Source organism: Nocardia amamiensis NBRC 102102 (genome assembly GCF_001612745.1).
GTDB lineage: Bacteria > Actinomycetota > Actinomycetes > Mycobacteriales > Mycobacteriaceae > Nocardia > Nocardia amamiensis.
Window position 1 is genome coordinate 1 of record NZ_BDBA01000279.1, and the last position, 11,460, is coordinate 11,460.

Sequence of the window (11,460 nt, forward strand, 5' to 3'; positions counted from 1 at the left end):
CTTAGGCTGCCTTCCCATTTCCGGAGTGTGACACGGCACACAACTCACACGCCATAGAGCCGCTGTCCTGCACACCCCCTGTGCACACACCCGCCCACCTCGCACATCTTCCGGTGCGCACTCGGCATGGAGTGTCCTGGGAGAGCAGGCACCCGGCGCCGCGCGATGCCAGTCCATCGGGAGCACCTAGCCGCATATCGATGGCGAGAGCCCCGGCGCCGGGTGCCCCAACCAGTAGAACGCAAACGCGCACAGGGGGTTACACCAGATGTCCGCAGAACTCACCATCCTGGTCGTTCTCGCAGCGGTTTCCGTGATGTTTTGGTTGATCTTCGTAGTTCTGCCCTACGTGATCGACCACCCGGCAGGTCCGCACGGCGCGGTCCCGGCCGACGAAACCGTGGAACGCCTAGACCACTGCCACCACGCGCCTACCGGTCCCTACACGGTTGCGCAGGCGCAGCGGATCATGCAGCGGCTCATCGACTGCGACGCCACGGCATGCGACGCCAAGGCCGCTGCGTTTCGGGTGCTCGCCGAAGCTGGAATGGTCAAGCCTGCGAAGGATCTCCGGTGAACGCCGTGGCTCGTGCCGACGTCCTCGACCGCTGGCGCGCACAACCCTGCGCCGACCAGGTGATCGAGAGCGTCGAGCACGCCCGGTTCGCGCTCACCTACCACGCCGCGCACGGTTGTGTGCAGTTCCTCGCCGCACTGGGCCACGGATCGGTGGTGTGCGGATGAGGAAGCGGCTCGTCGGCGAGGGCTGCGAGGACGCTGCGGTGCCGGGCATCGACATGCGACAGGCTCGCGGAATCATCGCGATCCACGTGGCCGCGGGTCTGGCGACGAAGTTCTTCGCCAAGACCGGAACCCGGGTCTTCACCGTGCTCGGGTCGCTGCTGTGCGGGCTGGGTGTTCTGCTGCTGTCGCGCATGTCGACCGACGGGTCCTATCTCACCGATCTGCTGCCGGGAATGTTGGTGATGTCGCTGGGCGCCGGTGGCGTCTTCGTCGCGAACACCACCGCGGCGAACGCGGGTGTGCCGCCCGAACAAGCGGGTTTGGCCGCCGCGTTGCTCAATACCGGGCAGCAACTGGGCGGAGCACTGGGCCTCGCGGTACTCACCGCCGTCGCGACCTCGCACACCAATGCGCAGCTCGCGGCGGGTCACGCGCCGATCGATGCAATGAATGCCGGATTCGGGCGGGCACTGTTCGTCGGCGGAGTCATCGGCGTGGTCGCCGCGATCCTCGGGTTGTGGACCGTCAACGCACGCGGGGACGCCGACGCCACGGCGTCGGCCACACAACCCGCGACGGTCTGAAGTCGGCAGGTGGCCGGGAATCGAAGGGCTCCAGGCCACCTGCCGATGCCGTCCACCACACCGCGGCCGCACCGGTACGAGAACGACACACACTTCGTACTACTCGGAGTTCAACGGAGCCGCGGACTGACCGCAGTCGCCAGCAACCAAGCGGCCCCGGCCCCTCATTTTCGAGAAACTGGAACCGCTGGCATTGCTGTCGGTCACATGTCGCCGGGCCATTCGGGCGGCCGGGGCGACGCCGGACCGCTGTGGCGTGGCCCGCGTATCCGCATCCAGATCAGATGCCGGTACAGACCGAGCCCGGTACGCAGACGCCGCCAGAGCGGTGCTGGCTCGGCCACCTCTCCGTAACTGCGGTGTAGAACTCCCATGCGTTCATCCTCCCGGACATTCGGTGCGCGAAATGCTACGCGTCTGGCTGATGAACCTGGCATCGAACGGGCGACCCTGCATCGAACCAGTAGCGCGGGCGACAGCGCGCCAATCACCGACACGGCACTCCGCGCTGACGTGATAATCGACGCGTCGGCCGCGCGCCGGGACCGCTGATTCGTAGATCAACGCTTGGCGGACCCATGTCCCGCTGTTGTAGTAGTCGAGACTGAATTCCACGGTGTGACGATCAGGTGCGTGATCGCAGACCGCGGCAGCATCGGCGATAACCAGCGGAGCAAGGACGGTCGGTTTGTCGTAGACGATGCGTAGGTCACATGCTGGCGCTCGAACGGATGTCGGGATCGCGCCGACCGGACCGGTACCAGCCAGCAAGGCAGCGATAATGGCGGCAAGAGCGGCTCCGAGCCGAGACATGGTGTACCACATAGTGTTTCCTTCTCTTTCCCCCGAGCGGTTCGGTGCCGCTCAGTACTCCCGTGAGGTGTCCGGCTTCATGCGCCCTGCGGCGATCAACGTGTTACGGGCCGCTGCTTTACGCGGGCAGTCCTGCTCGCGGCATCCACGATGGCGCTGCATGGTGGCGTGCGCTTCGGACACGCTGAGTGAATGGTCGGGTCCCTCATGCGGCCAACCTCGCGGCCATAGCCCGGTATCGGCGGGTTGGGCGTCCTTGGACTGGATGCGCTGGCGCTCAGCTCGCCACTCGGCCTGTACGCGGTCGATGATCGCCTGCGGCGATGTCTCGTCCGGCTCGGCTTCCCTCCACCAGTTGAACGCCATCACTTCACCCCTGTCGTGTTCCCTGTCTGCTGGTGGCACACCACCCGGCGGGGTGGGTATCACCGCCAGCGGCTCACCGCTGGCCGTGCGTCCGGGCCGAGAGGGCCGCGAGGCGCGCCCGCCGGGTGGGTGCTGTCACCAAGGTTCGCCGCTGGGGGACAACGGAAAGGCCAGTAGAGGGACAGTGCCGATCGATCTACGCTGGCCTTCATGGGACACGTAGGCCAGCGGATAGCAGCAGAGCGCAAGATTGCCGGTCTTGGGCAACGTCAGCTGGCTCTACGTGCCAGCTACTCGCTCTCGATGGTGAAAGCGGTTGAACAAGGGCGGGAAGTGGCGAGCCCCGGGTTCATCTCCGCCGTCGCCAAGGCGCTCCGGATCACACCTGAACAGTTGACCGGCGCGCCCTTTGACGACGGCAAGCCGATGTCGGATGCGATCAACGAACTGTCGGTGCTGCTCACCGAGGGGCGTCACGCCCGCGCCACCGAACCGGGGCCCATCGAGGCACTGACCGCCGACCTGGAGGCGGCGCAGCAGCTCTACCGCAGCGACCGCACCCGCCAAACCATCGAGGCACTGCCCGCGTTGATCCGCCGAATACACGGTGCGATCCGCGAAACATCCGGTGAAACGCAGGCATACGCATACACCCTGTTGACCTCGGCGTATGTCTTGGCGGAATGGTCGGCGCGGCGCACTGGGCACATGATGCTGGCTCTTCCCGCGCTGGATCTCGCAGACATGTACGCGCCCCTCGCTGATGATCCCCATTACGGTGCGTTCTCGGTGCTGGCACGCGCCCGCGTGCTCACCCACTACGGCGAATCCGAGGTTGCCGGGCAGCTCATCGACTCGGCCATCGGAGCCGCCGACTCGTCCCCCTCCGGCATGGTGCTCGCTGGATACTCGCACCTTGCTGGCGCGATCAATGAGGCGCGAAAACTCAACTATCGCAATGCTGCTGCGCATGTCGATGCCGCCAGAGAGATTGCCGATCAGACCGGCGAGACAGATCTGTACATGACCGCGTTCGGACCGTTGAACGTCGAAATCCATGCTCATGCAATCGAACTGGAGGCAGGGGACCCGAACAAGTCCGCTGTCGAGGGTTCGATGCTCACCTATCCGACCGATGCGCCGCCGACGCGGGTTGCTCATCACTGGCATGACAACGCGCGCGCGTGGCTCATGTCCGGCAAGCCGGAGCGGGCGCTTGCGGCGCTCAACAAAGCTCGGGCAACCGCGCCGCAGCAGACCCGCTTGCACCCCTCGGTGCGCGAAACGCTGTATGGGATTGCAGCTGCCGAACGCCGACGCACCGACAGCTTGGCCGGGTTCGCTTCATGGATCGGCGTCACGCTCTGACCTGAGAATGAATTCTCGACCCTGAGTCGTCTACGGCGTCCTCGGCGTGATCGCTGCAATCGGTGCCGCGGAGCGTCAACGCGCGCGGGGAGAAGGAACTGGATTGCCTTCTGGCCGACTATAAATTGGACAGTGTGACCGAATAAATCTCGAGGAATTCGATTGGCGAGGTTGGCGGCAAAGGTTTCAGGCCGAACCGCCACCCGAGGCTCAAGTAAAAGCGTTGTGCCCCAGTAGCGTTCGGTAGCACAGCCACGGCGCAGTGCACACACGTCATCGAACGATGTGAGTCGACTGCTCGCTGTCCAATCGATATCCACATCATCGAGCATGCTTCTCACGATAGAGCCGACCGAGGCAACCGTGCGACACCAGTCTCGAGACGCCTCGTCACGATTTGGCCAGATACTCCAGGCGTTCGGAGTCGACAGCGGCGTGCATCATGCTCGCCAAACCGGGATGCTGCTTCAGACCCGGATCGGAGGCGACGACGGAACGGGCGAATTCCTGGGCGGCGGTGATGACCTCGAGGTCGTCCAGTAGCGACAGCAGGCGCAGGGAGCGGGCCGTGCCGGACTGGGCGGCGCCGAGCACGTCGCCCTCGCGGCGGGTGCGCAGGTCGAGCACCGCGAGTTCGAAGCCGTCGGTGGTGGCGGCCACGGCGTCCAGCCGCGCCATCGCCGAGCCGCCCGGGGCGGCGTCGGTGATGAGCAGGCAGAGACCCGGATGTGTGCCGCGTCCGATCCGGCCGCGCAGCTGGTGCAGCTGGCTGACGCCGAAGCGGTCGGCGTCGACGATGACCATCACCGTCGCGTTCGGCACGTCGACACCGACCTCGACCACCGTGGTGCACACCAGCACGTCCACCGATCCGTCGTTGAATGCCCGCATGACCTGGTCTTTTTCGTCGGCGGGCAGCCTGCCGTGCAGCAAGCCGACGCGAACGCCCGACAGCGGTCCGCCGCGCAGCGTCTCGAAGACCTCCAGCACCGCTTGCGTGGTCGGGCCTTCCTTCTCGCCGTCGCCGGACTTCGAGCGCCCGTTGCGGGATTTGCCCGTCCCTTCCTCGTCGTCGCCGATGCGCGAGCACACCACGTAGGCCTGGCGTCCGGCGGTGACCTCCTCGACGATGCGCTCCCAGGCGCGGTCGACCCAGTTCGGATGCTGCCTGCGCGGGACCACCTTGGAGGCGATCGGCGAGCGGCCTTTCGGCAATTCGGTGAGCGTGGAGGTCTCCAGATCGCCGAGGGTGGTCATCGCGATGGTGCGTGGGATCGGCGTCGCGGTCATCACCAGCAGATGCGGGCTCGCACCCGCTTTCGCCTTGGCGCGCAAGGCGTCGCGCTGCTCGACGCCGAAGCGATGCTGCTCGTCGACCACCACCATGCCGAGATCGAAGAACTCGACGTTGTCCTGGATCAGCGCGTGCGTGCCGATCACAATGCCCGCCTCGCCGGTCACCGCCTCGAGCAGCGCGGCCTTCTTCGCCGAGGCCGACATCGACCCGGTCACCAGCACTATGCGGGTCGCCTGCTCGGCCGAGCCGAGCTCACCCGCGGCGCCCAGCTCGCCGAGCATGCCGCGTAACGACCGATAGTGTTGCGCGGCAAGCACTTCTGTCGGCGCGAGCAGCGCGCACTGGAGACCGGCGTCGACCACTTGCAGCATGGCGTGCAAGGCGACGATCGTCTTGCCGGAACCGACCTCGCCCTGCAGCAGCCGGTGCATCGGCTGCTCCCGGGACAGATCGGCGGAGATCTCGCCGACCACCTGCCGCTGCCCCGCGGTGAGCTCGAACGGCAGTTGACGGTCGAAGGCCGCGGCGATGCCGTCGGGACGGGGCGGGCAGGCCCGTGCGCGACGGCCGGACACCTCGTGCCGCCGCTCGGCCAGCACTAGTTGCAAAGCCAGCGCTTCGTCGAAACGCAGTCGGTCCTTGGCGCGGTCGATGTCGGACTTGCGGTCGGGCAGATGGATCAGGCGTAGCGCGTCGGACAGGTTCAGCAGAGCGCGTTCGGCGCGCATTTCGTCCGGTAGCGGGTCCTTCATGGGGTCCAGCTGGTCGAGCACTTGGCGTATGCACGCGAGCACGTCCCAGCTCTGCACCTTCGCGGTCGCCGGGTAGACCGGGATGAATTCCCGCTCCATGAACGAGGTGTCCACTCCCCCTGCGCCTCTCGCGCTCTGCGCGAGGCCGCGTAGGTCACCTCCGCCGCGCACTTTGGTCATCGTGCCGACCGAGTCGTCGCCGTCGGCCTCCGGCAGGATCAGGTAGCCGGGGTGGCTGAGGTTCCACTGACCGGGACGCCAGTAGTTCACCGTGCCCGACATCATCGCCCGCAGGCCCTCGCGCACAACGTATTTCACCTTGTCGCCGTGGAAGAAGGTGACGTCGACGCCGCGGCCGGAGCCGGTGTCGAGCACCACCTTCAGCAGCGAACCGCGGCGGTTGCGCATCGGCCGCAGCTCGGCCTTGGTGATCCGCCCGATGACGGTGATGTGCGTACCGTCTTCGGGGGCCTCCTCCGTGAGCGGCTGGCCCTGGGTCGCGTACCGAAGTGGATAGTGCCGCAACAGGTCCTCGACGGTCTGCATGTCGAACGCGTCCGCCAGTGACGCGGCCGCCTTCGCGCCCAGGATGTGGTCGAGCCGATCGCTCAGTGTCGCCATGCCCTTACTCCACTCCGATCTGCACCAAATCGCCATGCTGCCCACCGGAATACACGATCACCTCGACACCGGGGAAGCCCTGTGCGATATGCGCGGCGAGTTCGGCGCCGAGCTCGCCGGGCGCCTCCGCGCCCATCAGCAGGGTGACCAGCTCGCCGCCGAAGGCGAGCAGCCGGTCGAGCAGCGTCCGCCCGGCGGCGCGCACGTCGTGGTCGATCACGACGACCTCGTGGCCGGCCAGGCCGAGTCCATCCCCCGATTCACAGGTGCCGACCAGGGTGAGCGCGCGCTCGGCGGCGGCGCGCAGCGATCCCCACCGCGTGGTGGCGGCGGCCTCGGACATGGCGAAGGCGTCGTCGACGGCGATCCGTCCGCGGTCGTGCACGGCCAGCGCGGCGAGGCCCTGCACCATGGACGCGCTGGGCAGCAGCAGCACGTCACGATGCGCGTCACGGGCCGCGACGCCGACGGCGACCAGCTCGTGCGCGGGCAGCGCGCCGTTGGGCAGCACCAGCACCTCGCGGTGGGGCATCCGCCGGATCGCGGCCAGCAGCGTCGCCGCGGTGACCGCCGGGTCGGCCGCCAGCACCACCGCGCCCGCGTCCTCGAACAGGTTCGCGGCGCCGTCCCCAGCGACCACGGCCAGAATTCCGCGGTCGGCGGGAGTCCGCAGTATCCCCGCGGTGCTGAGTGCGTCCGCCACCTGGGCCGAACCCAAGCTTGCCGCCTGGGCCGAACTCGAGCTTGTCACTTGGGCCGAACCCAGGCTTGCCACCTGGGCCGAACCAGCGGCAGATCCCACGGCTGCGCCGCCTGATGGTGCCACCCGCGCGGCCGACCCATGGCCGCTGCCTTCGCCTGCATAGGACTCGACAACACCCGTGACGCTGCCGGTTCCCGTGCCCCCTCCACGGCGGTGGGTCTCCGGTACGACGGTATCGCCGTACCCCTCCAACTGGTCGTGGTGCGACCCGAACGCGACATTCTCGATGCGGATCCGGCTGAGCGTGCCCGCCGCGATCCCCGCCTCCACCGCCGCGCCGGCGTCGGCACAGTGCACATGGGCCGACCAGGACCGGTCGCCGTCACCCACGACCACGACCGAGTCGCCGAGCTCGGCGAGGCGGGCCCGCAGCGCCGCCACTTTCGCCTCGTCGGCGTCGGCCAGCAGGTACATCACCTCGTAACGCGGCTCGGCGTCGACGGGAGCGGATCGCATCGCGGCCGCAGGGGCGCGCGGATAGTCCGGCCGCGTGGGCGCCTCGCCGCGGGTCACCGAGACCAGACTGTCCAGCAGCACGACCAGCCCTCGGGCGCCCGCGTCGACGACACCGGCCGCGCGCAGCACACCGAGCTGGAACGGTGTGTCGCCGAGCGCCTTGGCGGCGCCATCGGCCGCCGCCAGCGCGACGTCGCCCAGCGTCTGATCCGGGCAGGTGGCCGCGGCCGCGGCCGCGCAGTCCAGGACGGTGAGGATGGTTCCCTCGATGGGCACGCTGAGCGCCTCGCGTACCAGCTCAGCGGCCCTGGCGAGCGCGTCGCGCAGGCGGTCCGCCGTCAGTGGGCCGCCGCGCACCGCCTCGGCGACGCCGCGCAGCACCTGGGACAGGATGATTCCGGAATTGCCGCGCGCGCCGACCGTCGCACCGTGCGCCATCGCGGCCGCGACGGTATGGGCCGCGCCATCGTCGCTGTTCGCCACGGACAGTTGCGCTGCCTGGACCGCGGCGCGCATGGTGGCCAGCAGGTTGGTTCCGGTGTCGGCGTCCGGGACCGGAAAGACATTGAGCGCGTTGATCTCCTCGCGCCGCAGTTCCAGGCCGGTGAGGCAGGTGCGGCCCCAGCACAGCAATGCCGTGCCGTCCAGCACATCCCGCGCTCCGGGCACGTCGCCTCTCCCTTCCGCCACCTGCGCACCACCACCGACCGCCAGGTTAGCGGGCGGTGCCGACAGTGGCCCGGCAACACCGCCCCACTACAATCGGGGTGTGCCCAGCACCCGTTCCGGCACGCGTCCTTCGGACCGGTTTGGTGGATCGGTGCCCGCACAGCTACCCTTGCAGGGTTGCCTTGCGCGGCCGTCACCGGTCTGCGCTGGTCGGCTTCCGCCGACAGGGCACACTCGACATTGCACCGGGACAACGCCGCATCGCGAAGGCGGCGGTCCCCACATGACATGAAGGAGTTCGCGACTATGGCTGCCGTCTGCGACGTCTGCGCCAAGGGCCCCGGCTTCGGGAAGTCGGTCTCGCACTCGCACCGGCGCACCAACCGTCGCTGGAACCCGAACATCCAGACCGTTCGCGCACAGGTCGCGCCGGGCAACACCCGCCGCATGAACGTGTGCACCTCCTGCCTCAAGGCGGGCAAGGTCGTCCGCGGCTGATACCGGCCTCCGGCCGACCAGCACCACCGGCACGCCCCGGCACCCGTCTCGGGTGGTCCGGGGCGTCGTCATGACTGCGGCGGTTCGGCGAGCGTGGTCGGTATGACCGCGCATCCGTGGCGGATCTTTCCGCTGGCCGCCGCGCACACCCACAGCCTCGCCGAATGCCACATAGCCTGCTGGCGCGAGGCCTATCGCGACCTGGTACCCGCGCATGTGCTCGACGCGTTCGACGTCGACCGCCGGGCCGCGCAGTGGGAGCGCGACCGCGTGCGGCATCCCGGCCGCACGTATGTCGCGATCGTCGACGACGCGGTGATCGGATTCGCCAGCGCGGGCCCGTCGCGCGACGCGCACGCTGTGGCTCCGCTGGAGTTGCACGCCCTCTATGTCCGCACGCCCTGGCACGGCAGCGGCGTAGCCGACGACCTGATCCGCGCCGCACTCGATCCCGCGGCGGCGTGCTCACTGTGGGTCTTCGAGCAGAACCCCCGCGCGCAGGCCTTCTACCGCAGGCACGGGTTCGTACTCGACGGCACCCGCAAGGTCGAAGCGTTCACGTCCGCGATCGAGGTGCGCATGGTGCGACGCACGCCGATGACAAGTGGTGAATCCGCACCTACCGAAGCCAAGGGCGGCACCCGCCAGGCGTAGCCCCGCCTTCGTTAAGGTGCAGACCATGACCTCCACCGAGCAAGCCGATTACATAGCGACCGTCGACGGCGTTCTCCAGATCACCATCGCCACCGCGGCGAACGGCACGTCGATGGACTTCGCTGGCGTCACCGCGGGCACCGCCGCACTGGGCTCGCTCGGGGCCGAGGTGGGCGCGGTGCTGCTGCGCGGCACCGGCGCGAACTTCTGCGCGGGCGGCAACGTGCGCGGCTTCGCCGCGGCGGCGGACCGCTCAGCGCACATCCACGGTCTCGCCACCGACCTGCACGAATTCGTCCGCGCACTGGACGCGACGCCCATCCCGGTGGTGGCCGCGGTGCAGGGCTGGGCAGCGGGCGCGGGAATGAGCCTGGTCTGCCTGGCCGACATCGCGCTGGGCGGTCCGGGCACCAAGCTGCGCCCGGCCTATCCCGGCATCGGACTGAGTCCAGACGGCGGCATGTCCTGGACGCTGCCTCGCGTGGTCGGCGCGGGACGTGCCCGGGAAATCCTGCTCACCGACGCTGTGCTGGACGCCGACGAGGCGGTGCGACTGGGCATTTTGAGCAGGCTGGTCCCCGATGCGGCAATCGCCGACGAGGCACAGCGCCTCGCGCGGACCCTCGCCAACGGACCGCGTTCCACCCACGCGAGCATCAAGACGCTCCTGCGGGAATCGGATTCGGCGACACTGAGCGATCAGCTCGATCGCGAACGGGAGGGTATCGCCGCGGCGGCGAACTCGCCCGCCGGTCGCGAGGGCGTCGACGCGTTCGTCGCGAAGCGCGAGCCCGACTACACCGGGCTCGCCTGAGGCCGCGTCATTTCCCGGCCGAGAGCACGAATTTCGCCACCGCATCGGTGAACGAGTCGTTGTCGTCACCGGCGGCAGTATGCGCGGCGCCGCCGATCTCCACGAGCTGGGCGTGCGGCACCAGTCGCTGGAACGCCTCGGCTCCCTCGGGGCTCACCACGTCCGAACGCATACCGCGCACCAGCAGCACCGGAATGCCGAGGACGCGTGCCGCGTCCTCCATCCGCTCGATCATCGCCGACGGGTCCTCGGGCCTGCGGTCGAGCATGTCCGGGTCCCAATGCCAGTACCAGCGGCCGTCGCGTTCGCGCAGGCTGCGCAGCAGGCCATCAGTGCTCTTCGGCCGCGGGCGGTGCGGCAGGTACGCGGCGACCGCGTCGGCCGCCTGCTCGATGCTGTCGAAGCCGTCTCGATGCTTGCCCATGAAGTCGATCACTCGGGCGACACCCTCCGGCTCCGGCCTGGTCACGATGTCGACCAGCACCAGCGCGCTGATCGCCTCCCCACCGGGCTCCGCAGTGGCGAGCAGCCCGGTGATGCCGCCCATGCTGGCACCCACCACCACCGCGGGGCCGCCGAGTTGGTCCAGCACATGCAGCAAGTCCTGGACCATGGTGTAGCGCCGGTAGTCGCGGTCCGGCGCCCACTGGCTGTCGCCGTGGCCGCGCGCGTCCAGGGTGACCACCCGCATCCCCGACGCGCCCAGCCGCGCGCCGGTCTGCTTCCACGAGTGACGGTTCTGCCCGCCACCGTGCAGGAAGACGACGAGCGGGCCGTCGACCGGGCCGAACTGATCGGCGGCCAGCTCGATTCCGCCCGAACCGCGCAGCCGCAGCCGAGACGGTTCGAGAAGATCGTTCGCATTACTCACGATCTGTAGGATCGCACAACCCGGCCTTCGCCGGGGCGATCCGGGCGAATCAGTCGCTCAGCAGGCGAGGTTGCCTGCGAAGAACAGGCATGCGATCTTGGCGTGCACCGACGAGGAGATGGTCGAGGAGCCGCTGGAGGTGTACTCCTCGGCGACCGGAGCCGTGGTGGTCTCCGCGGCGGGCTCGAGC

The 11,460-nt window shown here is 68.6% G+C and carries 12 protein-coding genes; 7 read left to right on the forward strand and 5 right to left on the reverse strand.

Features of this window, described 5'->3' with window-relative positions:
• The first annotated feature begins 268 nt into the window (after window positions 1-268).
• The 3 genes from NA4_RS35065 to NA4_RS35070 are packed head-to-tail and all read left to right on the forward strand — an operon-like array spanning window position 269 to window position 1,328.
• Window positions 269-577: a hypothetical protein gene (locus NA4_RS35065; protein ID WP_067479854.1), complete on the forward strand. Its 309-nt coding sequence runs from the start codon at window positions 269-271 to the stop codon at window positions 575-577.
• On the forward strand, window positions 574-744 hold the full coding sequence (locus NA4_RS41025) for a hypothetical protein (protein WP_157129497.1): 171 nt from the start codon (window positions 574-576) through the stop codon (window positions 742-744). Before NA4_RS35065 ends, NA4_RS41025 begins: the two co-directional genes overlap by 4 nt.
• Window positions 741-1,328 carry an MFS transporter gene (locus NA4_RS35070; RefSeq protein ID WP_067479856.1) on the forward strand — a complete coding sequence of 196 codons (588 nt, stop codon included), beginning with the start codon at window positions 741-743 and terminating at the stop codon, window positions 1,326-1,328. The genes NA4_RS41025 and NA4_RS35070 overlap by 4 nt, the downstream gene beginning before the upstream one ends.
• A 203-nt stretch (window positions 1,329-1,531) precedes the next feature.
• Here the strand turns inward: NA4_RS35070 and NA4_RS41030 are convergent, their stop codons facing one another.
• Window positions 1,532-1,702 (reverse strand): hypothetical protein, encoded by a 171-nt coding sequence (locus NA4_RS41030; protein WP_157129498.1) that lies wholly within the window; start codon window positions 1,700-1,702, stop codon window positions 1,532-1,534.
• A gap of 490 nt (window positions 1,703-2,192) precedes the next feature.
• A complete protein-coding gene (locus NA4_RS35080; protein WP_067479860.1) occupies window positions 2,193-2,507 on the reverse strand; it encodes a hypothetical protein in 315 nt (104 codons plus the stop codon).
• A gap of 210 nt (window positions 2,508-2,717) precedes the next feature.
• Here NA4_RS35080 and NA4_RS35085 point away from each other — a divergent pair, with 210 nt between their 5' ends.
• A complete protein-coding gene (locus NA4_RS35085) occupies window positions 2,718-3,875 on the forward strand; it encodes a helix-turn-helix domain-containing protein (RefSeq protein WP_067479862.1) in 1,158 nt (385 codons plus the stop codon).
• A 390-nt stretch (window positions 3,876-4,265) separates the two neighbouring features.
• Here the strand turns inward: NA4_RS35085 and recG are convergent, their stop codons facing one another.
• Window positions 4,266-6,545 carry an ATP-dependent DNA helicase RecG gene (gene recG / locus NA4_RS35090; RefSeq protein WP_067479864.1) on the reverse strand — a complete coding sequence of 760 codons (2,280 nt, stop codon included), beginning with the start codon at window positions 6,543-6,545 and terminating at the stop codon, window positions 4,266-4,268.
• Window positions 6,546-6,549: 4 nt separating this feature from the next.
• Window positions 6,550-8,433 carry a DAK2 domain-containing protein gene (locus tag NA4_RS39765; protein ID WP_245671733.1) on the reverse strand — a complete coding sequence of 628 codons (1,884 nt, stop codon included), beginning with the start codon at window positions 8,431-8,433 and terminating at the stop codon, window positions 6,550-6,552.
• 306 nt (window positions 8,434-8,739) lie between these two features.
• Here NA4_RS39765 and rpmB point away from each other — a divergent pair, with 306 nt between their 5' ends.
• From rpmB to NA4_RS35110, 3 genes are all read left to right on the forward strand, one after another.
• Window positions 8,740-8,931, forward strand: a complete 192-nt coding sequence (rpmB, locus tag NA4_RS35100) for a 50S ribosomal protein L28 (protein ID WP_011210730.1) — start codon at window positions 8,740-8,742, stop codon at window positions 8,929-8,931.
• Between the two features lie 102 nt (window positions 8,932-9,033).
• The gene (locus NA4_RS35105) at window positions 9,034-9,585 is read left to right on the forward strand and encodes a GNAT family N-acetyltransferase (protein ID WP_084497736.1); all 552 of its coding nucleotides are present in this window, start codon (window positions 9,034-9,036) and stop codon (window positions 9,583-9,585) included.
• A gap of 25 nt (window positions 9,586-9,610) precedes the next feature.
• Window positions 9,611-10,399 (forward strand): enoyl-CoA hydratase/isomerase family protein, encoded by a 789-nt coding sequence (locus NA4_RS35110; protein ID WP_067479866.1) that lies wholly within the window; start codon window positions 9,611-9,613, stop codon window positions 10,397-10,399.
• 7 nt (window positions 10,400-10,406) lie between these two features.
• On the opposite strand, the gene NA4_RS35115 is transcribed toward NA4_RS35110, so the two are convergent.
• On the reverse strand, window positions 10,407-11,270 hold the full coding sequence (locus NA4_RS35115; RefSeq protein ID WP_067479868.1) for an alpha/beta fold hydrolase: 864 nt from the start codon (window positions 11,268-11,270) through the stop codon (window positions 10,407-10,409).
• Window positions 11,271-11,460 lie beyond the last annotated feature (190 nt).

Bases quoted from the DNA above. Each gene is read 5' to 3' on its own strand.
- NA4_RS35065 (WP_067479854.1), top strand. From the start codon at position 269: ATGTCCGCAGAACTCACCATCCTGGTCGTTCTCGCAGCGGTTTCCGTG.
- NA4_RS35070 (WP_067479856.1), top strand. From the start codon at position 741: ATGAGGAAGCGGCTCGTCGGCGAGGGCTGCGAGGACGCTGCGGTGCCG.
- NA4_RS41030 (WP_157129498.1), bottom strand. From the start codon at position 1,702: ATGGGAGTTCTACACCGCAGTTACGGAGAGGTGGCCGAGCCAGCACCG.
- NA4_RS35080 (WP_067479860.1), bottom strand. From the start codon at position 2,507: ATGGCGTTCAACTGGTGGAGGGAAGCCGAGCCGGACGAGACATCGCCG.
- NA4_RS35085 (WP_067479862.1), top strand. From the start codon at position 2,718: ATGGGACACGTAGGCCAGCGGATAGCAGCAGAGCGCAAGATTGCCGGT.
- recG (WP_067479864.1), bottom strand. From the start codon at position 6,545: ATGGCGACACTGAGCGATCGGCTCGACCACATCCTGGGCGCGAAGGCG.
- rpmB (WP_011210730.1), top strand. From the start codon at position 8,740: ATGGCTGCCGTCTGCGACGTCTGCGCCAAGGGCCCCGGCTTCGGGAAG.
- NA4_RS35105 (WP_084497736.1), top strand. From the start codon at position 9,034: ATGACCGCGCATCCGTGGCGGATCTTTCCGCTGGCCGCCGCGCACACC.
- NA4_RS35110 (WP_067479866.1), top strand. From the start codon at position 9,611: ATGACCTCCACCGAGCAAGCCGATTACATAGCGACCGTCGACGGCGTT.